This is a genomic window from Streptococcus sp. 27098_8_113, from assembly GCF_041432545.1.
Taxonomy (GTDB): Bacteria; Bacillota; Bacilli; order Lactobacillales; family Streptococcaceae; genus Streptococcus.
This window is the reverse complement of record NZ_JAPVZU010000003.1, coordinates 70236-93594: the sequence shown is the minus strand read 5'-3', so window position 1 is coordinate 93594 and position 23359 is coordinate 70236. Positions and strand designations below refer to the sequence as shown.

Here is a 23359-nt window from a genome sequence, read left to right as displayed (position 1 = left end):
GTTTTATTCTTTCTTATCTTTTTCTGAGTTGGAGTTTTCTGCTCCTCCGTCAACTGCCTTTTTAAACTCTGAAAACATTTTTCCAATAGACTGCCCTAGCTCTGGCAGACGTTTTGGTCCAAAAATCAATAAAGCTCCTAGGACGATAACGATAAGGCCCGGTAGTCCGATGTCTTTTAAAATTCCCATTACGATGTTCTCCTTTTCTCAATCATTTTACTCAGTAGGATACTGACTTCGTAGAGTAAAATCAGTGGCACTGTCATTGATAAGTCACTGATGAAATCAGCTGGCGTCAAGATTACTGCTAATACTAATAAAACGAAATAAGCATAGCGTCTATATTTTATCAAAAATTGCGGTTTGAGCAAACCGATTGATGTCAGAAAAGCCACAATGACAGGCAATTCAAATAAGCAAGCAATCGGAATGGTCGTGTGAAACAGAAAGGCCAGATAGTTTTGCGCTGTCATCTGGACGGCAAATAAACCATCTCCTAAAGAGAGCAAAACTTGCAAAATAGCGGGGCTGACAAAGTAAAAACCAAAGGCCAAGCCCAAGACAAAGCTGAAAAATGTGGCTGGTATATAAGCAAAAATCGCTTTTGCCTCACTATTTCTAAGAGCAGGGCGGATAAATTCCCAAATCTGATAGACCATAAAAGGCAGGGTCAGTGAGAAAGCCACAAGACTAGCCAAGCTAATATAAATCCAAAGAATGTCGTCTGGTCCCAATACAATCAACTTCTGCTCAAAAGAAGCGGTCAACCATTTGTAAATATCCGCTGCAAAAAGCAGACTGACCAGAAAAATCAAACCGAAGCAGATTAAGACAGCTATAAAACGCCATCTAAATTCCGTCAGGTGTTCAACAACGGTCTGTTCCTTATTAGACATCTGCTCGCTCCTTTTGCCGATTTCTAAAGGTCACATAAAGGACAACGACCAGAAAGATGGCTTGACTTAGAAGCACTTCTAGGCTCGGATAAATTCCCAGCCAATCAATGGTTGGAAGATGAGAAATCAAGTGACTAGGGAAAATAGCTGTTAATTGCAGGGCATGAATGCTGACACCCAGCATCTTAAAGGCCAGCGCATAAATCAGCCAAGTCAGACCAAAGAAAATTCGATGAGGCCGAATGAGACTGCTGGCCTTGGTCATTAGAATTGCAAGCAAAACTAAAACCAAGATAGCAAGTCCCAATCCTAAAAAGAAATCTAGAGCAGTAATGCGCGGTAAAATTCCTGCGTAGAACAAGATGGTCTCTGCTCCTTCACGAAAGACAGCGAGAAAGCTCAGGGCAAACATGGAAATAAAACTACCACTAGCTGTCACTGCCTGCATCTGACTTTCCATGAAGTCATTCCATTTCTTGACAGAGGACTTACTGTGGAGCCAAATGCCGACCAAAATCATCATGACAACCGCAAAAATCCCCACTGCCCCCTCAATAATTTCACGATTGGAGCCAGAGGCGACGGCTGGAAAAAGAGTTTGCAGCAAAATGGCAATGGCAGCGCTGGCTAGTACTCCCAAGCCAGCACCAGTATAGACCCATTTGAGACCTTTTTTCATCTTGGAAGCCTTGAGCGTCGTGACAAGTGCCATCACGATCAAGAGAGCCTCAACGCCCTCACGCAGCAAAATCAGCATAGCATCAAAGAAAGTATAAGATCCGCTGGTGTCAATCTGTTCTAGCTCACTGATTAAGGACGCGAGCTGGTCTTGATACTCCTTATCCTTGCCCTTCACCATGATGACAGGCGACTGGCTTTCTACTTTGGTATAGAGGGAGGGATTTTTAGTGCTGACATCTCCTTCAACGCTTGGCCAAATCGTGATAAATTTCTTCATCACAGCCTTGCCCTGCTTCTCGTCTCCTTTTTGGAAAGCAAGCAGAGCCTTTTTCAGAAGGCCAATACCATCCGCCAATGTAAGATTCTCACTGCTAGCAGACGCCTCTTCTCCCTTGACAAAGCTATCAATCGCTGCTCTCAAGTCATCATAGGAAGTTTGAATAGCTTCAAAATCCGTTGGCTCTGTCTCGATGGCACTCCGTAAAAAGGAAATGGCCGTCTCCACTTTGCCATAATGAGCCGTACTATGATCCCTTACCACGCCTTCATTGGCGGTCCAAGTCGAATTCATTTTTTTATAGGCTTCACGAATTTTTTCAAGATCCTTACTCTTAATCGCTGCCTGAAGAGCTTGAAATTTTGATTCTAGTTTATTGACCAGCTTAGTTTTTTCCGCCTCAAGATCAACGGGATTCTGCTCCTTTTCAAAAGCCAAAAGAGCAGCTGAAACCTTGGTCAGCTTGTCCTCTGTCACATCGCCTGAGATAGTCAAGGCCTTGTTGACTTCTTTCCCTGCAGCTGAGTCATGGTTGCTTAAAGCCGCAAATTCAGTCTGGATTTCTTCCAGCAACTCTTTGGCACTAGCTTGGTCACCCTTTTGAACGGCGGTACTGGCATCCGTAATCTTGATAAAGAGACTGCTATAGGAATCCTCAGCCGATACAGGCTGAGCTAGGAGTACGAGCGCCAAAAGTAAAAACAAGATCTTATTCAAATAATTTCTGACCAAGATATTCTCCTTCTTTGACGCCGCCGAAGCAAGCAAACAAGCCACTGCCCACATGGGTGATATATTCATTCATCTTATCCTGTGCTCCAAGATTGGTCTGCACTTTGATAAAGCTGTCAGGATCCTTTTGGAAAGAGATAAAAAGGAGGCCTGTATCAAATTGACCCGTTGTTTCGTCAATACCATCCGAATAAGAATAGGAACGGCGATAGAGAGGCCTGTCCACTTCTTTGGCCAGCCGTACATGAGCATCAACTGGAAGCAGGTCCAAGTCTACCTCGTCAAATTCATTCTTCTTGCCAAAGGGCGCTCCACTCTCCTTATAACGACCAAAGGTGTTTTCTTGCTCTTGCAAATTGGTCCGATCCCAAGTCTCAAGAAACATCTGGATCCGACGGACAGCCATGTAAGAGCCACCCTTCATCCAGTTCTTGCTATCACACCAAACCACCTTATCAAAGTCTTTTTCCTTGGTGACATTGGCCGTACCGTCTTTAAAACCAAATAGATTACGAGGAGTAGACATACGATCACCTATAGCAGCAAAACCAGCCTGACTCCATTTCATGGTGACAGCATTTCGCGCTTTACGAACCAGATTGCGAACAGCATGAAAAGCCACCTGCTCATCATCAGCACAAGCTTGAATGACAATATCACCACCAGTATATTTCTCTTTTAGTTGTTCCTTAGGGAAAGGAGGCAGGTCGCGAAATTCCTTGGGCTTTTTATTCTCCAAGCCCATTTTTTTCAGGAAAGAGGCGGAGACGCCAAAGGTCAAGGTCAGTCGGTAAGGGTTGAGTCCGACCGTTTCTCCAGTATCCGTAGGTGGCAAGAGGGCATTAGAACCATCTTTTTTGACTAGCTCCCCATTGACCAACTTTTCACTGTAAGCGGTCCAGTCCTTGAACATCTGGATAACGGTCTCTTTATCCGTCGTATGCAGGTCCAGAATGACAAAATAGATATTCTTTTGCATGGCTGTTGTGATGCCAGCTTGATGCTCACCGTAAAAACTGATTTCTTCTTCACCGTCAGCTAATTTTTTGTCTTCTTTTGCTTGATTAGCGAAAAAAGCAGATGCACTGGAGACACCAAGTGCTAAGCCTACGCCTCCAATCCCTGCTTTTTTAAGAAATTCCCGACGATCCATTTTTTTATTAAACCATTTTTCGTCCTTGGTCATCTTCTTACTTCCCATCTAGGATGATACCCATTTGAGAGAGAGGCTCGCCCAGTTTTGTGACAGCTTCTCCTAGCTCTTTAGTATCTTCCTTGCTCAATTCGGTATAAAGTTTATAATTCTTAGAATCAGTCATGTGCTTGTCTAGCAAACTATTGACATTCTTGAACTCAGTTTCTATACTTTTTACCAGTTTTTCATCTTTCTTCTCAATCAAAGGTTTAAAGAGTTCGAAAATCTTTTCTGCCCCTTGGATATTGGCGCGGAAATCATACAAATCTGTATGTGAAAAGATTTCTTCTTCACCAGTAATCTTGCTGGTCGCCACTTCGTTAAGGAGATCGACTGCACCAGTCAGCATAATGTCTGGTGTGACCTCAACAGTCGCGATTTTAGCCTTTAATTCTTTGATGTCATTGACCAACTGGTCTGCATATTTCTCTGTACCAGTCGTTGTATTACTTTCCCACAGAATTTTTTCAATCCGGTGGAAGCCTGACCAGCCTTCTTCGGTCTTGTTTTCATCCACATAGTCAGCTAAGCGGAAGTCAATTTTCACATCAGACTCTCCGAAGCTTTCGGCAATCGGCTCTGAACGCTCGTAGCTCATGCGAATTAGCGGATACATTTTCTTGGCTTCATCAAGCTTGCCTTCTTTGAGCGTATCTCTGAATTTCTCCGTATCCGTCAATAATTGATCAATTTCTTTCTGTACAAAGGCTTTATACTCTGCTGTTGCCTTATCCAAAGCTTTCTGGTCAGAAGCCGAAAGACTCGTTTTAGCTTCCGAACTGCTGGCACTTGTATTCGATTTTTGATTAGCAGCACAGCCAGTCAGTAAAATAGCTGTTGACAATAAGACAATTCCAAGTTTTTTCATCTTGACTCCTTTATTTTCCCTAAAAGGGGCGAATTCATATAAATTATAACAATTTATTTCTCATATTTCAATAAATTGTCAGATAATTATAATAAAACTCTTCTTTCTGAGTCAAGAAACAAGTATTTTAAAGCAAAATATCTTTAATTTTGCCAATTTCCGTTTTCTTAACGACTACATAAATCGTATCTCCTAGGTAGAGACGACTGGTTCCGTTGACCGTCTGAGTCTTGCCCTTATGGATATTCATCGTGATTAAAACACCATGCGGTAGCTCCAACTCATGCACCTGCCGACCTGCGATCTTTTCTGAAACAGGAATTTCAATCAAGGTTGTCTCTCCGTCATCTTCAATCCGATCTGGCAGCATTTTTTCAAGCATGGCTTCATAAACAGGTGCTCCCTTTAGCAGATCCATAGCAATATAGGCCATCAGAGTGACCAAGCCCAGTGGCATGAGGTTTCGAATATCTCCCACCATCTCCGTCACGAGAATCATAGCTGTTAGCGGAGCTTTGGAAATGGCGCCAAAATACCCACTCATTCCCAAGATGATAAAAATTGGAAATTGTTCTTGCGTGATGAAACCAGCTTCTACACAAAGGGCTCCAATTGCTGCGCCTAGTAAAGAACCCAAAGCCAGAATGGGCAGAAAAATGCCACCAGGAAGTCCGCTACCATAACTAATCATACTCCATACAAAACGGAGTAAGAAAAAGAGAATCAATGTTCCAACTGTGTAATGAGCACTCGTCAAAGACAAAATCAGCTGATTCCCGCCGCCCAGCAAATGAGGCAGAAAATAGCCAATCGGAATGATTAAAACAAAGGCAAAAATCGGATAGTAAGCTTTTGGTATTCTAAAAAATTTGCCTAGGGCTTCATAAACTAGATGAATATTAAGGACTGCTTTTTCATAGAGAAAACCTGCCAATCCTAAAAACAGGCCCATCAAGATATAAATCCAGTACTGATTCAGCCCCATGAAAGGAATATTATCCGGCATATCCAAAACAGGAGTCAGGCCAAATATAGACAGCGAAATAAAATTTGCCACTAAACTTGCAGCCAAGGTTGAAACCCAAAAGAAGCGGGAAAAATGATGGTACACTTCCTCAACAACAAAAAGCAAACCTGCAATTGGCGCATTAAAAGCCGCAGCCAAGCCCGCAGCTGCACCACTAGCAATCAAGGTCCGCTCCTCTACCGGACTCAAGTTCAGCCACTTAGATATGCCTTTTCCACTCATCGCTCCTAGCTGAATACTCGGTCCCTCACGTCCCAGCATCAAGCCACTGGAAATCGCTAAAATACCAACTAAGAATTTTTTCCAGAGAATGCTCCACCAAGAAAGTGACATCAAGCCTTTCAACTCGGCCTCAACTTGTGGAATCCCTGAACCTTTTATGTCCTTTTCTGTAGCTACCAATCTAGCATTGATAAAGACAATGAAAGTATACAAGAAAAGTAAACCCACCAGCCAAATCCACTCGCTCCTGCCCCTCATATAAGCCGCCTGAATCAAGTGAAAACTTTTCTCAATCAATAAACGAAATGCTCCCACTACTAGTCCAGCAAAAATGCCCACCAGAATCCCCCTGAACACTTGGGAAATGATGGAGCTGGACATAAAATTAAATTCTTTTCTCGTATCAGAAATCTGTTCTTTTTGTTTGATCATAATCTCTCTCCAAAAGATCTTATAGCAACATTTTAGCACAACATGTGGTCAAGAAACAAGGCGATATCCATGAACATTTTGCTTTTGGACATAAATTTTTTAACATCAACTTTATCAGATTTAAAAGAATGCCAAAAATGTAGTTTGAGCATCAAAAAAACGACCTTGAAGGTCGTTTCGTGTTTAGATTGACAAATCTTCTCGATCAATCTTGCCAGATGTTCGATAAGCTTGGTAGAAAATGAAGACAGCCACAGCAGTCATGATGGGAACGATAACTGGGATATCCGTTTCAATAGAAGTCAATGGAGAGTTCCAGAAGAAGTGGAGAACAAAAGCTGATAAGAAGTAAAATAGACCAGCTTTAAAATAGGTTTTTTGAGTCTTAGCAAATCGGAACATCAGGGCTAAGCCGATAGTGGTCAAAGCAGTGTAGAGCCAGTGAGAAGCTACCCCACCAGTGATACGGCCTAAGATACCAGAGATAGTAAAGGAAAAGCCTTCAGGTAGGTCAGAGAGGATATATGAGAAATCTTCACTGATTTGGAAGCCCATACCAGCTGTAATTCCTAGCAGTAAAAAGGCTTTCAGTTTCTTAACTGGAACTAGATAGACAGCGAAAGCAACTGCCAAAAGCTTAAGCGGCTCTTCAACCAGCGGAGCTGCGAGAGCATTCTCCAGATAACTAATCACTGTATTTGGAAAGCTCGTACTAACCCACTCGTGGATATAAGTATTAGCTAAGCCAGATGTCCATCCAGAAATGAATAGCCCACCTAGCAGAGCAATCCCAAGGCTAAGTGCAGGCGTCTGCCATTTTTTACCCAAGCTGCGGATCAAAAGCAGAGCTGGGATGATATAGAGCAGGGCCAAAAGGGCTGACAGTCCGACAATTCCATAACCAGTACCTGACATACTGCCAGTAGTATAAGCTTGCGTCTCGTATTCCAAGCCAATCGCGCTTAGAAGGAGAAAAATGAAAAGAACAATATTTTTCTTCATGAGTAACTTTCTAAAATTTTATTTTCATCTTAGTATAACAAAAAAATCTAAAATAGAACTAATTTTAAAACTCATTAGAATGATTATTAATTATTGTACTAGTTGATAAACTTATAATATATATGCCTTGTTCTGTATTGTATTGACAATTCAACTCGATAAAACAAGCGACAAAAAAGTCCCTTATCGGGACTTTTGATAGATTATTTTTCAGCTGTTAGTGCAGCCATAGTGATGTAATTGTATGGTTTATTGAAGTGTGGCAAAAAGAAGAGATCTGTCAAGGCCAATTTATCAATTGTCACATGCTCTTGGATAGCAAGTGAGAACATGTGGATTCCCATGCTAATTGCAGAGTCACGAGACACCATCTGCGCACCAAGGATTTCGCGACTGTCTTTGTCAAAAACAATCTTAATCGCAACTTCGTGGTTATCATGCTTCATAAATTCTGGTTTTTGAAGATCGTTAAAGCCTGTTTCAGTTGCATTGTAACCTGCTGCTTTTGCTTTTTCAAGAGTCAAACCAGTTGAAACCATGTGAAGACCGTAGATAGAGATACCATTTGATCCTTGAACTCCGATTCCTTCCAATTCATGTCCACAAGCGTTGTAAGCACCCACGATACCAGTACGTACAGCGTTAGATGCAAGGGCGATGTAGCTTGTGTCTTTACGAGCATTGTCATAAACAGTCGCACAGTCACCAACAGCGTAGACACCTGGGATAGATGTTTCTTGTTTCTTATCTACAAGGAAGGCACCGTTACGGAAGAGTTCAATCTTACCATCAGCAAGAGCTGTGTTTGGACGGAAACCAACAGCAAGAACTACCATATCCACATCAAATGTTTCTTTGTCTGTTACCAAGCGTTCCACTTTACCATCACCTTGGATTGCTTTAACTGTTTGACCAAGTGCCAAGCGGATGTTGTGGTCTTCCAAGTTTTTCGCCATCATTTGGGTAAAGTCTTTGTCATAGTAGCCGTTCAAAACAGTGTCTACGATGTCCACAAGCACCACTTCTTTTCCAAGACGCTCGAAAGCTTCGGCAAGTTCTACACCGATGTAACCACCACCAACAACGGCAATGCGCTCAAGGTGTTTGCTCTTGTCAGCAAGTTTTTCGATGACTTCTTCTGCATTTTGGTACAACTTAACAAATTGTACATTTTCAAGAGTCGCTTTGAATTCGCGGTTGCCCTTAACGATTTCTACACCTTCGATTGGAGGCAAGATTGGAGTTGAACCAGTTGCAAAGATTAATTTGTCATAAGACTCTTTGTGCTCTTTACCTTCAACTTCAGCAGTCACAACTTTGTTATCGTAGTCAATTGAAAGAACTGGTGAGTTCATGTAAATTTTAGCACCTTTTGCTTCCAATTTTTCTTTATCAGAGTAGAAGAGACCTTCTGGGCCATCAATTTGTTTCCCAATCCAAAGCGCCATTCCACAACCAAGGAATGAAATATTTGAGTTTTGGTCAAATACTACGATTTCGTTCTCATGACCAAAGTTATCCAACATCGTATTAATACAAGCTGTACCAGCGTGGTTAGCACCAACTACAATAATTTTACTCATAGAATAATCCACCTTTAAATTTAATTTACCAAACTAGTATACCATGTATCTGTTAGCGTTTACAAGATATATGCTCAGAATTTTTAAAAATATGGCAAATAAATTCGATTTCTCCATAAATTTAAGCAAAAAATTTCAATTTTTCTGAAAATACTATATATTTACAATTGTGAAAACGGTATCTTTATGGTATACTAATAGAGACGATTAAGAAATTTAATAGGGAAGGTTGTGATAAAAGTGGATCTTAAGTCTAGGTCCATCCATTTAATGGGATCAACTATTACTATTTCGATTCTCCATGAAGATGCTGACAGTCTTCTGGATCAAGTGTTTTCACTTCTTAGATTGTACGAAAAGCGCTTTAGTGCAAATGATGACAGCTCTGAGCTCATGCAAATCAATCACGCTGCCGGTAAACATCCCGTTTGTGTCCATCCTGATTTGTTTGAGTTGATTGAGTTGGGAAAAAAACATAGTCTCGCTCCGGACAGTCATCTCAATATTACCTTGGGACCCTTGATTCAAACTTGGCGAATTGGCTTTGCAGATGCAAAAGTTCCCAGTCCAGAAGAAATCAAGCAAGCGCTGTCACTCACTGACCCTGAGTGTATCGAGTTAGATGCAATTGCCTCCAGTGTTTTTCTGACAATGGAAGGCATTAAAATCGACTTAGGCGCCCTTGCCAAAGGTTATATTGCGGATAAAATCGCTGCGTTCCTACGGGGACAAGGTGTCACTTCTGCCCTCATCAATCTTGGTGGAAATATCTTAACCATTGGTCTAAATGAAAAAAATAATCGTTGCTGGCGGATTGGCATTCAAAATCCAATCTTGCCACGTGGAAACAACCTAGCTCTTCTGTCCGTTCAGAATCAGTCTGTCGTGACTTCAGGAATATATGAAAGAAAACTGCAGGTAGATGGCAGGGTTTATCATCATATTTTTGACCGTACCACAGGCTACCCAATTGACAATCAACTAGCTAGTCTCACGATTGTTTCATCAAAGTCCGTCGATGGTGAAATATGGACAACCCGTTTATTCGGGGAGAACCCTACTTCCATCTTAGAAAAAGTCGAACAAGAAAATGGAATCGAAGCCTTCGTTATTACAGAAAATCATCAAATTTTTTATTCATCTGGTCTCAGCCCAGAAATCTTATCCTAAATCCAGAAAGGAACCTACTATGTTAAAATTTATCGGTCTAGTTGGTACAAACTCAAAGAAATCAACCAACCGCCAACTCCTTCAATACATGCAAAAGCATTTCGCTGATAAAGCAGAAATCGAGTTGATTGAAATCAAAGATATTCCTATTTTCAACAAACCGGCTGATATGCAAGTGCCAGAAATCGTTAAAGAGATCGCTGCGAAAATTGAAGCTGCTGATGGTGTTATCATCGGAACGCCTGAATATGACCACTCTATTCCCGCTGTTCTTATGAGTGCCTTGGCTTGGTTGTCTTACGGTATCTATCCACTACTTGGTAAACCAGTGATGATTACAGGAGCCTCTTATGGAACTCTAGGGTCATCTCGCGCCCAACTACAACTCCGTCAAATTTTGGATTCGCCAGAACTCAAGGCTTCTGTTATGCCAGGTTCTGAATTCCTACTTTCTCACTCACTTCAAGCCTTTGATAAAAATGGTGACTTGATTGACCTCGAAACCATTCAAAAATTAGACGCTCTTTTTGATGACTTCCGTTTGTTTGTTAAAATTACAGAAAAGTTATCAAGCGCCCAAGCACTTCTTCATCAAGAAGCTGAAAACTTTGACTGGGAAAAATTGTAAGAACTAGAAGGGAAAGAATCACATGAAATTTGTTGGACTTGTCGGCTCAAATGCAGACCAATCATACAACCGTAAATTACTAGAATTCATCAGAAAACAATTTAAACTCAAATTTGAATTAGAAGTCTTGGAAATTGATGAAGTTCCACTCTTTAATCAAGATGAAAAATGGGACGAATCCTTCCAGCTGCGCCTTTTGTACAACCGCATCACGCGCGCTGACGGTGTCATCATTGCCACTCCTGAGCACAACCACACCATTACAGCAGCTCTCAAAAGCGTCCTTGAATGGCTCTCTTATGAAGTTCACCCATTTGAAAGCAAACCTGTCATGATTGTGGGAGCTTCCTACTACGACCAAGGAACGTCTCGTGCCCAAGTACATTTGCGTAAGATCTTGGATGCTCCAGGTGTCAATGCTTATACTTTACCAGGAAATGAATTCCTTCTTGGTAAAGCGAAAGAAGCTTTTGATAATAAAGGCAACATCACAAACGAAGGAACTGTTAAATTCCTTGAATCTTGCTTAGATAACTTTGTTAAATATGTTGAGGTAGTCTCAAAATTGAAAAAACCTAAACCAATTGCTCCTGAAGACTTAGATGTCACGAACCCAATCGCAACAACCATCACAGAAGTTGACCCTGACGATCCAGAATGGGTAGAAAAAGCTGCAAAAGCTGTTGGTGCTGTTTCTGGCGATACCTATGTCAAGCTTGACCATGGTATCCTGACTGTTAACCAAATCGACATGTTCTTAAAGGCTATGCCGTTTGAGTTGACTTACGCAGATGATAACAACCAGTTCCTTTACTATAACAACGCTCATCAAGATCCAGACACTATGTTTGCTAAACGTGTACCATCCCAATCAGGTGGCCGTCTCTCAACTCTACACAACTCTCTTCCTGCTGCCCGCATGAAGAACGTGGAATGGGTAGTTGGTGTTCTTCGTAACGGTGATCAAGAGTATGTTCGTACAATCGTGCCTGGCTCACCAGCAGGTGTTATCAATACCCACAACTACCAAGCAATGTACTATCCTGACGGATCTTACGCTGGTATCAACGAAATCGTCTTCAACTTCCAGCCTTGGCTAGATTGGTATCTAAAAACAACTGGTCAACGCTTGGTTGGAGGAAGCGGTCCTTTTGCTCCTGCAGCTGCAGCCGCCGATGCCACTTCTGGTGCTTCAGATACTGGCGGTGGTCACGGCGGTGGAGATGCCGATGCAACATCTGGCGCTAGTGCTTAATCAGAACAGAATGAAAAGAATGGATTTTTACATCCATTCTTTTTTATTTTATTTCATTTCCTTGAAGGCCTTTTCTGCTTCTTCGTTGCTGATTGCTCCAAATTGAATCTTCCCAATTTTTCCTTGGCTATCAATAAGGATTTCTGTTGGAATACTGCGAACCTGATAGGCTTGGAAGATTGCACCAGACGTGTCAAATAGAACGGGCACATCCTTATATCCTTGTTCTTGATACCATTTTGGGAAGTCCTCAACAGACTTCTCTCCTTGGAGGCCCGGTGCTACAATAGACAATATTTCAAAATCACGGTCTTTTTTACCAGCTAACTCAACCAATTCTGGCATGCTTCGCTTACAAGGTCCGCACCAAGAAGCCCAAAACTTCAGATAGACTTTTTTTCCACGGTAATCAGAAAGCTTGACAGTTTTTCCATCCATCGACTGAAGAGTGAAGTCCGGTGCCTCCTGACCAACTGCAACCAGCGATTGGACACTTGTATTGGACTGGCTTTGACTATCCATCCCCTTTTCATCAGATGAACAAGCTGATAGTGTCAGAAAAGCTATCGAAGCAACAACTAGCGAAAGAATTTTTTTCATCTTTTTCTCCTTTTATCCAAAAATTCCTGATAAAGCATTTAACTGCCCGAGCATGAGAAGGATTCCCATAAAAATAATTAAGGCTCCTCCAATTTTTTTCATTAGCCCCATATAGGGTTTGATTTTTGAAAAATACCGCATAACGAAGCTAGAAGCTAAAGCTAAGATGAGAAATGGTAAGGCCATTCCCAAAGTATAAACCAGTGTTAAAAGCGCTCCCTGGATAGCTCCATTTCCTCCAGAGGCAGCTAGAGCCAGAACCGAACTAAGGACAGGGCCAATACAAGGTGTCCAACCAAAACTGAAACTAATACCAAGTAAAAAGGCTGAAAGAAAATCATTCCGACGACTGTTCTTCTTAAATTCCACATTTTTCTGGAATTGTAACTGCCTGATATTAATCAGCTCCATCTGGTGAATTCCGAGCAAAATGATGATGATCCCCATCAGATAACGGAATTTCTCATCGTAAATCACTCTGCCTAGGAATCCTGCACCAAAGCCTAGTAGGAAGAAAACTAAAGATATTCCAGCAATGAAACACAAGGTCTTGATCAGACCAGTCCAAGCAATCTTTCTGCCTAAAAACTTGACTTCTCTAGGCTCTTCTTCATCCAGCAATATCCCTATGTAGACTGGTAACAAGGGAAAGATACAGGGTGAGAAAAACGAGAGAATTCCAGCCAAAAAGACCGAAACAAAAAATAAACCAGACTCCATCCCAACCTCCTTTAAGATGTGTTTTCAATATTATTATAACAAACGATTTAAATTTTTCCACATTTTGCTACACTATCCTCATTCTAGTATCATTTATCGGAGAAGCCGTCTGTCAAAACACTATTTCGTTCCTAAACAGCAAAAAAGCCGGAAATTTTCCGGCTGGAGTACTGAAGGATAGCGAACTTAATCATCTGAATCTAGTGGCAAATAAAGGCTAATCTGGGTGAATGTATCTGGTTCGGACTGGATTTCCATATGGTAGTCTTCTCCGAACTGCAGTTTCAAGCGTTGATCGACATTTTTCAGACCAACACCACCTAAGCGAAGGAGAGTCGCATCCATAGAGGCGTTGACATCAAAGCCTCGGCCGTTGTCATAGATAGACAGTATCAGCCGCCCCTCTTCTGCTTTCGACGTCACCCGAATCATGCCTTGTCGGTCAATTTCCTTGATACCATGGTAGATGGCATTTTCAACCAAGGGCTGGAGTACCAGCTTGGGCAATTTATAATCAGCTAGAGATTCATCCTCTTCAATCTCATATTGGAGCTTGTCACCATAGCGCTGCTTCTGGATAAAAAGATACTGACGAACGTGATCAATCTCATCTTTAAGAGAAATCTGTTCATGTCCTTGATTGAGCGCCAAGCGGAAATACTGGGCGAGTGATTTTGTTACCTCAACAACACGCTTGCTGTCATTAAACTCAGCCATCCAGACAATTGTATCTAAGGTATTATAAAGGAAATGGGGGTTGATTTGAGCCGAGAGAGCTCGGAGCTCATAACGACGGACATTTTGTTCTTCAGCCTTGACAGCTTCCATCAGCTGTTCAATTTGATCCAGCATTTTATTGAACTGCTGAGCCAAGTCAACCAACTCTGGAGAACCCTTAGCTTCCGCTCGCAGGTTTGAGTCACCTGCGCCAATCTTCAGAATGACAGCCTGCAGATTCTGCAGAGGCTTAATCCACAAACGCAGGACAAACCAAATACCAGTCAAGCACATCAGGAGTGCTAAAACGCCCAGTCCCATAAAAGAATAAAGCATCTGTGACTGAAGCATCTGCAATTGCTCTAATGAGGCAACGCCAATTAAAGTCCAGTCGCTGTCTGCGATATCAATTTGATAGACAAAAGCCTGTTTCTGGTCTGCGTAACCGTCCTTGACCGAGATATAGGGCTGCATAGCTTTCATTTCCTGACTAGAGGAATAAACACTCTTCTTAGGATGATAGACAAATTCATGCTGGCTATTGACAATAAAACTAAAACCCTTCTTTCCTAGCTGAAGCCGATCCAGATAGGCTTTGAGACTGTTATAGCCGATATCCAAACGTAAAACACCGAGATTCTGACCTGCTTCATCCACTACTTCCTGAGTGACGGAAACAACCCACTTTTCCTTCTCAGATGACAGGGACTCTTTGCGAGCAGGAGTCAAGACAGGCATGGCTTTGGTATGAACAGCTTCCTGATACCATTTTTCATTCATCATATCAGAAGATGTCTGCATACTAATTTGAGAATCTGTTGAGACCACGCGCCCGTCCTTGGTAACCAGTACTGCCGACACCAAATCCGGATCTGTCTCAATAATGGTTTTCATCAAAGCCTGTACTGGCGTTTCGCTGCTTTCTTGATTCTGAGCAAATTCACGAATCGTTTCTTCCTTACTCAGTGTAGAGGTGGTTTGTTTTAATTTTTGCAAATAGGAAGCAATGAACTGCCCGCTTTGCTCCATGCTATTGCGCGTCGTCCGCTCTGTCAGCTGCCGAATAGTCCCCGAGCTAGTCTGATAGTAAAGACTTCCAACAAACCCTAAGAGTAAAAGAACCAGCAGAAAAATATAGACAATCAACTGGATAAGAAGCGGATAACGTTTCATTTCTCCTCTCCTTTTTTAAACTGCCGAGGTGTCAGCCCAACCACCTGCTTAAAGCGCTGAGAAAAATAGTTCATATCGTCAAAACCAACCTGCTCTGCTATTTCATAAATCTTCAAATCTGTGGTCAGGAGTAAGAGCTTTGCTTTTTTCATCCGCTCTTGGATCAGATAATCCTGAAAGGGCAAGCCTAATTCTTTTTTGATAAGAACGCTAAGATAGGACGGACTAAACCCCAATTGGAAAGCCAAACTTTTCAGGCTTAACTCTGAATCAGCTAGACGCGCATGAATAGCCTCTTCCAACTCAGAGTGCTGTCCCTGATCAAACAAATTTTGAATCTGGGCTTTTTTACGTTCCTTATCAAGTTTAGTCTGCACCTTGGCCAACATCTCCTCAACATCATCCTTGGAAAAAGGCTTTAGCAGATAGTCATCTGCACCTAGCTTAATGGCCGTCCGAGCATAGTCAAAGTCATCATAGCCCGTCAAAAAAACAATATGGCACTTAGGAGCCTGGTCCCTGACTAGCTTGGCCAGTTCGAGACCGTTCATCTGTGGCATATTGATATCGGTCAGCAGAATGTCAGCAGGATTTTCCTGAAATTTCTGCCAAGCTTCTCTTCCATTTTCAGCCTGGGCAATGACTTGCATACCAAACTGTTCATAGTCTACTAAGGACGCAATCCCCTGTCTTACCAGATACTCATCCTCTACAATTATAATTGAATACACAAGATTCAACTCCTTATTTTAGATGGATTTATTATAGCAAATTTTCAATCAAAATGCTCTTAAACATAATCCAACAGATAACCGTAGCCCTTCTCCTCCATCTCAGCTTTTGGAATGAACTTAATGGACAGACTATTGATGCAATAACGCAAGCCGCCCTTGTCCTTAGGACCGTCTGTGAAAACATGGCCCAGATGTGAATTTCCAACCCGGCTACGAACTTCCGTCCGTGTCATGTTGAAGCTCTTATCTTCTTTGTAAGTCGCAACATCAGGACTGATAGGGCGTGTGAAACTCGGCCAACCGCAGCCTGAATCAAACTTATCCTTTGATGAAAAGAGAGGCTCGCCTGTCACCACATCCACGTAGATACCAGCATCAAACTTATCCCAATAGCGATTAGAAAAGGCCCGCTCTGTGTCATTCTTTTGTGTGACTGCGTATTCTTCTGGCGAGAGCTTAGCCTTAATCTCTTCATCGCTAGGCTTAGGATAGCGACTAGCTTCGATAACAGGATAAGCAGCTTGATTGACATCGATATGGCAATATCCATTAGGATTCTTTTTTAAGTAATCCTGATGATAATCTTCTGCTTTGATAAAGTTTTTCAGAGACTCTTTTTCAACAGCCAAAGGCTTATCATATTTCTTAGCAACTTCATCAAAAACTTGATTGATGGTATTCAAATCTGCTTCATCCTTATAATAAACACCTGTCCGATACTGGGTACCCTGATCATTTCCCTGCTTGTTTTTAGAAGTTGGATCAATAATGCGGAAATAATGAAGCAGAATTTCTTTTAGAGATATTTTTTTTACGTTATAAGTAATTTTTACCGTTTCAGCGTGACCAGTTTGAGAGACCAATTCATACTTGGTCGTGTCGCTCCTACCATTTGCATAGCCAGACTCAGCATCAATGACACCTGGCACACGAGAAAAGTACTCCTCTACTCCCCAGAAACAGCCGCCAGCCAGATAAATCTCCCGTTTGTCCTCTTCCTTGACATCTTCTTTCTTTTGTTTAGTCACTTCTGTCTTGCTCATAGAGGCTTTCTTGATTTGCTCAATATTGGCCTGAGATGGGTTAATAGACATGGAGCCCTTGATTAAGAAAAATAGACCAAAACAGGCAAGCAAGCCAACCAAAACTAGAAAAATCTTCCATTTGCCTTCCATGCTCTTTACTCCTTTCTACTTGATTTCTTTCAATGTTTTCTCAATATCTTCCTTGCTCATATAGCCTACATGAGTTTTAGCAAGTGAGCCATCACTATTGATAAAGAGAGCAGATGGATAGGAGCGAATACCGTATTCTTTCAGCAATTCTCCCTTGGTGTCCATGAGAACTGGGAAGTCTTTGTAGTCCAAAGACTTGTACCATTTCTTAAAATCATCTGCTGACTTTTCTCCATTAAAGGTCGGAGATACCACTGATAAGACGACATAGTCCTTCCCTTCCTGCTCCTTAGCCAAATCATTGGTATCTCCAAGAGTGGATAGACAGATAGAGCACCAAGAAGCCCAAAACTTTAGATAGACTTTCTTGCCTTTGAAATCAGACAGCTTGTAGGTCTTGCCGTCCACTCCTTGCAGACTAAAATCCTTGGCCATCTTTGTAGCTTGATTAGAATTTGCCTTACTAGTCATGGAACTTTTATCATTTTTAGAAGCTTCCGAATTCATTTGCTGATTTGAGCAAGCTCCCAATAAGCCGACACAAAGCAGACTGGCAGTCAAAATCGATAGTTTCTTCATCATTTTCTTTCCTTTCAAAATAAGGAGAAAGCCGACAAAACTGACGACTTCCACCCTTATTGATAACTTTATTTTTCAGATGACATTTCAGATGAATCTTTCATGTCATCCTTCATGCTTGAATCGCTTGATTTCATATCATCTTTCATGTCAGACTTACTATCGGACATCATAGACGAGTCCTTCATGTCATCCTTTTTCATTTTATCATCAGACATGCTGGAGTCTTTCATATCCTCCTTCTTCATGTCGTCTTTTTTCATATCATCTTTCTTCGTCATGCTGCTGTCATCCATCTTTTTCATGTCTGAATTTGACTTTTGACTGGAGCAAGCAGCCAAGGCAATGATACTAAGAGTAGCCATTGTAAGGGTAGCGATTTTTTTCATGATATTTCTCCTTTAATTATATAATATTTATCCAAATAGCGATGCTAAAGCGTTTAGATTTCCGAGCATAAGCAAGATTCCCATGAGGATGATGAGTGCCCCGCCGATTTTCTTAAGCGTTCCCATATAAGGTTTGAGTTTCGAAAAGCGCTGTAATACCCAGCCAGAGGCCAAAGCCATGGCTAGAAACGGAAGTGCTAATCCTAGTGTATAAACCAACATAAGTAAGCCTCCCTGAAGAGCGCCGTTACCGCCAGAAGCAGCAATTGCTAAGACAGAACTCAGAACAGGTCCCACACAGGGCGTCCAACCAAAGCTAAAGGTGATGCCTAAGAGAAAAGCGTTAAGAAAATCTCTTCTTTTACTATTCTTTTTAAGTTGGATGCTCTTTTGCTTTTGCAGTTGTTGGATATTGATAAGTCCCATCTGGTGGATTCCCAGTAGAATGACAATTCCACCCAGAATATAGCGAAACCAAGGGGCATAGAGGACTTGCCCTAGAGCGCCAGCTCCATAGCCCAAAACCAAAAATACAGTAGATAGACCTGCTATAAAGCAGAGCGTCTTAACCAATCCATACCAGGAAATCTCTTTTCCCATAAACCGAACCGTTTTCGGCTGATCCGAATCCAGCAAAATCCCCACATAGACTGGCATCAGCGGTAAGATACAAGGGGAGAAAAAGGAAAGAATCCCCGCCAGAAAAACAGAAATAAAGAACAAAAAACTTGTTGCCATTTCAAAAACCTCTCTATCAATTTTCTGACTCTAGTATAAAATAAAAATCCCCCTAAAAATAGGGAGATCGATTTGAAAAAACTTGAATTTGGTTTTATCTTTGCTAAATCAAGAATTGAAAACGTTTACTAATTTCTGTAGATTTATGTTAAGTTGAGAGTAAATGTAAAAGTGCTTCCTAGGCCACACTGGCTTTCAACCATTATTTCTCCACCCAGCTGATGAGCCAATTCACGCGCAATAGCAAGACCCAGACCATGCCCGCCTGTCTTCATATTACGAGATGTTTCTACACGATAAAGGCGTTTGAAAATCTTATCCAAATCCTCAGGAGCAATACCCTGTCCTTCATCTTTCACACTTATTGTCAAGATTTGCTCAGTTAATTGAGCCACGACCTCAATTTTAGTTCCAGGGTCTGAGTACTTAAAGGCATTATTTAGCAAGTTGACCAAGATACGGGAAAGTTTATCGTAATGGCTCTTAATTTTCGCTGACTCAGGAGACACTTGAATGTAGATGTCTCGCTCCTCCTGCTCAATCAATAGTTGAAATTCACTCATAGCCTCAATCAATAGCTGATCTAGAAAGACTATTTCAGCTTCTCCATCTGATTCTATTCGAGGCTGGGCATTAAGAGTCAAAACATCCAATTCTTCCACCAATTTATTCAAACGCTCTGTCTGACGGCTAATCGTAGTCAAGTAATGAATCTGCTCGTCTTCCTTGATCACTCCATCTAAAATCCCCTCCACAGTCGCCTGAATAGAGGTAATGGGAGTTTTAATATCGTGAGAAAGCTGGGCAATCATCATTCCTTTTTCTCGTTCACTTTCATCAAGCGATTCAAACGTTTCTTGCAAATTATGTGACATATCGTTAAAAGCCTGACCCAACTCTTGAAATTCGATAGGGCCCTTGGCGTCAATCTCTGTACTAAAATCCTTGTCAGCTATATTCTGAGCCTGTTTTTTCAGATGCCGAAGGGAAGAAAATACTGGCGATAAAAGAAAGAGACTGACTGCCGCCCCTATAAAACTAGCAATCAAGGTCATTCCAACTAGGAAATAAATCTCACTTTTTACAATCAACATTCGCTGGACTGCCCAGAAAACAAGCAAAATCGTTAATAGGCTAGAAATCAGATACCCCACCAGAATGTAACTTTTTAATTTCATTTTATACCTCGTGCTCCTTCCATTTTATACCCCAGACCCCAGACAGTTTTGACGGCAGGAGTGTCTGAACTGGCATACTTGGTCAATTCCTGTCTCAGAGCATGTATATGAACATTAAGGGTATTGGTATCATCTACGAAGTCTTCCTGCCACACCTTTTCGTAAAGCTCCGTCTTTGAAAAAACTCTCTCAGGATTACTAGCTAAAATCCAGAGCAGTTCAAAGGATTTCACTGTTAATTCCAAAAAATGCTCTCCGATGCGAGCCTCATGAACCGCATGATTCATCACCAAATCACCGAGCTCAATTTGTTCGATCTCGCCTCCACGATGCAGTCGGCGCAAGATATTATTGACCCTTAGAACTAGCTCACGCGGACTAAAAGGTTTGGCTATAAAATCATCTGCTCCTAAGCTCAAACCGTAAATTTTGTCTTGATCGCTAATCTTAGCCGTTATAAAAAGAAAAGGCTGATCAGGTGCTATATACTGAACCTCACTGATAAAGTCATAACCGTCCATATTCGGCATCATGATGTCCGTGATGATCAGGTCAACAGATTTCTTTCTGAAAAGATCCAACCCCTCCACGCCATCTCGAGCCACTAAAACATGGTAGCCTTCCTGCATAAGATAGCGCTTTTGAATATCTAGAATATCCATCTCATCATCAACGAGTAAAATTGTCTTTCCCATTTGCCAATCTCCTGATAAAAACAGTGTTATACTGGCTTTAGTATAACACTATTTTTAGTAATTTTTAAATGATTTGAACCTTAATCTTTTTGTTTTTCTTTCAAACCTAGAAGGCTAAGAATTCCTGCCAAAACTAGTCCTAAGAAACCAATGGTAGCTGTTTGAGCTTCACCAGTTTTTGGTAACGTAGGCTTATCATTTTTTTTCATCGTATCTGCCATCGGCTTAGAAGTTGGGTGTTCCCCCTTCACATCAGTCATGCGATGATCTACTTCCTTCGTACCCTCAGCTGTACTCATAGAATCTGTTGCAGAAGGCTTCTTATTCATCTGACCTTCTTGAGATGGTGTTGTAGAAGGTTTCATATTCATTTGACCTTCTTGAGATGGTATTGTAGCCATTTCTTTTCCACGAAGCTGAATCGTTACTTGACGAGTCGCGATAAGATTTGTCAAATCTGGTTTGCCGTCTTTGGCACCATATACCTTGACCGTAGCTTGGTAAGTGTGAGTTCCGTTAGCACGAAGTTGGTCAAGAAGGGCTTGCCCGTCTTTATCTGTAGTATTGCCGTTCAAATCCACTTCGTAGAAGTATTGACCTTTGGCCAAGCCTTCAAGCGGTAAGAGAGCTGGATTGTTAGCTGTTCCATTGTCTGACCAAGGAGCCTTGTCAGAAGATTTGAGCAAGAGGCGCGTCAACATACCATCTCCACCGAAAGCTTCATACGGGATGACTTGATTGACACCAGCCAAGAATGGACCAGGAACATTTGCTTTTTCTAGGTAGCTGGCTGGAACGTCGATATGGTCTTTAATATTTTTAGTGACTGAATCTTTGACTGCTTCTTTTGAAATAAGACCATTCATGTCAACCGTCACATTTTTTGTCGCAACAAGATTGCTTAAATCTGCTTTGCCATCTTTGGCACCATAGACCTTGACAGTAGCTTGGTAAGTGTGAGTTCCATTAGCACGAAGTTGGTCGAGAAGGGCTTGCCCGTCTTTACCGGTAGTATTGCCGTTCAAATCCACTTCGTAGAAGTATTGACCTTTCGCCAAGCCTTCAAGTGGCAAGAGGGCTGGATTTTTAGCTGTGCCGTTGTCTGACCAAGGAGCCTTGTCAGAAGATTTGAGCAAGAGACGCGTCAACATACCATCTCCACCGAAAGCTTCATACGGAATGACTTGATTAACACCTGCCAAGAATGGACCGGGAACGTTCGCTTTTTCTAAATAGCTGGCTGGGACGTCAATATGGTCTTTAATATTTTTGGTGACTGAGTCTTTGACTGCTTCTTTTGAAACAAGGCCGTTCAAGTTAACAGTTACATTTTTTGTAGCTACGAGATTGGTCAAATCTGCTTTTCCATCTTTAGCACCATAGACTTTAACAGTAGCTTGGTAAGCATATGTGCCATTAGCGCGAAGTTGGTCGAGAAGGGCTTGTCCATCTTTACCTGTAGTATTGCCATTCAAATCTACTTCGTAGAAGTATTGACCTTTAGCTAAGCCTTCAAGTGGTAAGAGGGCTGGATTTTTAGCTGTTCCATTGTCTGACCAAGGTGCCTTATCAGAAGATTTGAGCAAGAGGCGCGTCAACATGCCGTCTCCACCGAAAGCTTCATACGGGATGACTTGATTAACACCGGCCAAGAATGGACCGGGAACGTTCGCTTTTTCTAAGTAGCTAGCTGGGACATCAATATGGTCTTTGATATTTTTAGTGACTGAGTCTTTGACTGCTTCTTTTGAAATAAGGCCATTCAAGTTAACAGTTACATTTTTTGTAGCTACGAGATTGGTCAAATCTGCTTTTCCATCTTTAGCACCATAGACTTTAACAGTCGCTTGGTAATCATATGTACCATTAGCGCGAAGTTGGTCGAGAAGGGCTTGTCCATCTTTACCTGTAGTATTGCCGTTCAAATCCACTTCGTAGAAGTATTGACCCTTCGCTAAGCCTTCAAATGGCAAGAGGGCTGGATTGTTAGCTGTTCCATTATCTGACCAAGGTGCCTTATCAGAAGATTTGAGCAAGAGACGCGTCAACATACCATCTCCACCGAAAGCTTCATACGGGATGACTTGGTTGACACCCGCCAAGAATGGACCGGGAACGTTCGCTTTTTCTAAATAGCTGGCTGGAACGTCTACTGAGTCCTTAGTATTTTCTTCAACTCCTTTTTTAACTTCATCTTGAGTCGTTACTGATTGAGAAATAGCCGCTTCACGAGCTTGGTTTGAAACTACATCAAGAGTTGCCACTGGCTTAGTTTCTTCTTTCTGATCGGTAACTTCTGTAATATTCTGTTCTTCTTTGGTTTTTGTTACTTCTTCCTTTGGAGTTAGGCTAGACTTGTCTAAAGAAATAGTTTCATCAGCTACTTCCTTTGAAGCTGACTGATTTTCAGGAAGAGTTGAATCCACTCCTTCTTTTAAAACTGTCTCTGGCAACTCATTCTTTTCTAGTGATGATGAATCTGTTTGAAGAACTTCAGTCGGAGTCGTAGTGAGAACATCTGCATGTACAGTGTTTGGTTGACCAACTAGCAAAAAGAAACCACTGGCAACTACGACGGAAGCCACACCCACGCTTAAACGACGGATTGACCAGCGAGCATACTTTTGATTTAGGTTGAATTTCATAAGATTCTCCTTTAGGTTTGTTTTTTTATGAATCTAGTATAATCTCCT

The 23359-nt window shown here is 41.7% G+C and carries 22 protein-coding genes; 3 read left to right on the top strand and 19 right to left on the bottom strand.

What is annotated here, in order from left to right:
* Window positions 1-3 precede the first annotated feature (3 nt).
* The 8 genes from O3644_RS03040 to nox form a co-directional block, all read right to left on the bottom strand.
* Window positions 4-189, bottom strand: a complete 186-nt coding sequence (locus O3644_RS03040; RefSeq protein ID WP_239192387.1) for a twin-arginine translocase TatA/TatE family subunit — start codon at window positions 187-189, stop codon at window positions 4-6.
* On the bottom strand, window positions 189-896 hold the full coding sequence (gene tatC, locus O3644_RS03035) for a twin-arginine translocase subunit TatC (RefSeq protein ID WP_371595013.1): 708 nt from the start codon (window positions 894-896) through the stop codon (window positions 189-191). The genes O3644_RS03040 and tatC overlap by 1 nt, the downstream gene beginning before the upstream one ends.
* Window positions 889-2586 carry an FTR1 family protein gene (locus O3644_RS03030; RefSeq protein WP_371595012.1) on the bottom strand — a complete coding sequence of 566 codons (1698 nt, stop codon included), beginning with the start codon at window positions 2584-2586 and terminating at the stop codon, window positions 889-891. The genes tatC and O3644_RS03030 overlap by 8 nt, the downstream gene beginning before the upstream one ends.
* Window positions 2564-3772 (bottom strand): iron uptake transporter deferrochelatase/peroxidase subunit, encoded by a 1209-nt coding sequence (gene efeB, locus O3644_RS03025; protein WP_048764294.1) that lies wholly within the window; start codon window positions 3770-3772, stop codon window positions 2564-2566. The genes O3644_RS03030 and efeB overlap by 23 nt, the downstream gene beginning before the upstream one ends.
* 4 nt (window positions 3773-3776) lie before the next feature.
* A complete protein-coding gene (efeO, locus tag O3644_RS03020) occupies window positions 3777-4649 on the bottom strand; it encodes an iron uptake system protein EfeO (RefSeq protein WP_005589812.1) in 873 nt (290 codons plus the stop codon).
* Between the two features lie 127 nt (window positions 4650-4776).
* The gene (locus O3644_RS03015) at window positions 4777-6330 is read right to left on the bottom strand and encodes a ClC family H(+)/Cl(-) exchange transporter (RefSeq protein ID WP_048764246.1); all 1554 of its coding nucleotides are present in this window, start codon (window positions 6328-6330) and stop codon (window positions 4777-4779) included.
* Window positions 6331-6513: 183 nt separating this feature from the next.
* Window positions 6514-7332, bottom strand: coding sequence for a PrsW family intramembrane metalloprotease (locus O3644_RS03010; protein WP_048764243.1), 819 nt, complete (start codon window positions 7330-7332; stop codon window positions 6514-6516).
* A gap of 203 nt (window positions 7333-7535) precedes the next feature.
* Window positions 7536-8915 (bottom strand): H2O-forming NADH oxidase, encoded by a 1380-nt coding sequence (gene nox / locus O3644_RS03005; RefSeq protein WP_048764240.1) that lies wholly within the window; start codon window positions 8913-8915, stop codon window positions 7536-7538.
* Between the two features lie 240 nt (window positions 8916-9155).
* On the opposite strand from nox, the gene O3644_RS03000 reads away from it, so the two are divergent.
* From O3644_RS03000 to O3644_RS02990, 3 genes are read left to right on the top strand one after another with little or no spacing between them, the layout of a single operon-like run.
* Window positions 9156-10085: an FAD:protein FMN transferase gene (locus O3644_RS03000; RefSeq protein ID WP_338107681.1), complete on the top strand. Its 930-nt coding sequence runs from the start codon at window positions 9156-9158 to the stop codon at window positions 10083-10085.
* 19 nt (window positions 10086-10104) lie between these two features.
* The gene (locus O3644_RS02995) at window positions 10105-10713 is read left to right on the top strand and encodes an NADPH-dependent FMN reductase (protein WP_048764236.1); all 609 of its coding nucleotides are present in this window, start codon (window positions 10105-10107) and stop codon (window positions 10711-10713) included.
* A gap of 22 nt (window positions 10714-10735) precedes the next feature.
* A complete protein-coding gene (locus O3644_RS02990; protein WP_048764234.1) occupies window positions 10736-11968 on the top strand; it encodes an NAD(P)H-dependent oxidoreductase in 1233 nt (410 codons plus the stop codon).
* A 48-nt stretch (window positions 11969-12016) separates the two neighbouring features.
* On the opposite strand, the gene sdbB is transcribed toward O3644_RS02990, so the two are convergent.
* The 11 genes from sdbB to O3644_RS02935 all read right to left on the bottom strand — a co-directional run bounded on the left by sdbB (window position 12017) and on the right by O3644_RS02935 (window position 23311).
* Window positions 12017-12568 carry a thiol-disulfide oxidoreductase-associated lipoprotein SdbB gene (gene sdbB / locus O3644_RS02985; RefSeq protein ID WP_015604721.1) on the bottom strand — a complete coding sequence of 184 codons (552 nt, stop codon included), beginning with the start codon at window positions 12566-12568 and terminating at the stop codon, window positions 12017-12019.
* Window positions 12569-12580: 12 nt separating this feature from the next.
* On the bottom strand, window positions 12581-13288 hold the full coding sequence (ccdA2, locus tag O3644_RS02980; protein ID WP_045496866.1) for a thiol-disulfide oxidoreductase-associated membrane protein CcdA2: 708 nt from the start codon (window positions 13286-13288) through the stop codon (window positions 12581-12583).
* A gap of 186 nt (window positions 13289-13474) precedes the next feature.
* The gene (locus O3644_RS02975) at window positions 13475-15178 is read right to left on the bottom strand and encodes a sensor histidine kinase (protein ID WP_048764232.1); all 1704 of its coding nucleotides are present in this window, start codon (window positions 15176-15178) and stop codon (window positions 13475-13477) included.
* Window positions 15175-15909, bottom strand: coding sequence for a response regulator (locus O3644_RS02970; RefSeq protein ID WP_048764231.1), 735 nt, complete (start codon window positions 15907-15909; stop codon window positions 15175-15177). Before O3644_RS02970 ends, O3644_RS02975 begins: the two co-directional genes overlap by 4 nt.
* A 59-nt stretch (window positions 15910-15968) precedes the next feature.
* Entirely contained in the window at window positions 15969-17087 is a 1119-nt protein-coding gene (msrB, locus tag O3644_RS02965) for a peptide-methionine (R)-S-oxide reductase MsrB (RefSeq protein ID WP_048764229.1), read from the bottom strand.
* Between the two features lie 15 nt (window positions 17088-17102).
* Window positions 17103-17666 carry a redoxin family protein gene (locus tag O3644_RS02960; protein WP_048764293.1) on the bottom strand — a complete coding sequence of 188 codons (564 nt, stop codon included), beginning with the start codon at window positions 17664-17666 and terminating at the stop codon, window positions 17103-17105.
* Between the two features lie 68 nt (window positions 17667-17734).
* Window positions 17735-18055: a hypothetical protein gene (locus O3644_RS02955; protein ID WP_048764227.1), complete on the bottom strand. Its 321-nt coding sequence runs from the start codon at window positions 18053-18055 to the stop codon at window positions 17735-17737.
* A 27-nt stretch (window positions 18056-18082) separates the two neighbouring features.
* On the bottom strand, window positions 18083-18793 hold the full coding sequence (gene ccdA2 / locus O3644_RS02950) for a thiol-disulfide oxidoreductase-associated membrane protein CcdA2 (protein ID WP_048764226.1): 711 nt from the start codon (window positions 18791-18793) through the stop codon (window positions 18083-18085).
* A gap of 143 nt (window positions 18794-18936) precedes the next feature.
* Complete coding sequence (locus tag O3644_RS02945) at window positions 18937-19971, bottom strand: HAMP domain-containing sensor histidine kinase (protein WP_048764225.1); 1035 nt, start codon at window positions 19969-19971, stop codon at window positions 18937-18939.
* Window positions 19968-20666, bottom strand: a complete 699-nt coding sequence (locus O3644_RS02940) for a response regulator transcription factor (protein ID WP_048764224.1) — start codon at window positions 20664-20666, stop codon at window positions 19968-19970. The genes O3644_RS02945 and O3644_RS02940 overlap by 4 nt, the downstream gene beginning before the upstream one ends.
* A gap of 80 nt (window positions 20667-20746) precedes the next feature.
* A complete protein-coding gene (locus tag O3644_RS02935; RefSeq protein WP_371595011.1) occupies window positions 20747-23311 on the bottom strand; it encodes an SSURE domain-containing protein in 2565 nt (854 codons plus the stop codon).
* Window positions 23312-23359: the final 48 nt, after the last annotated feature.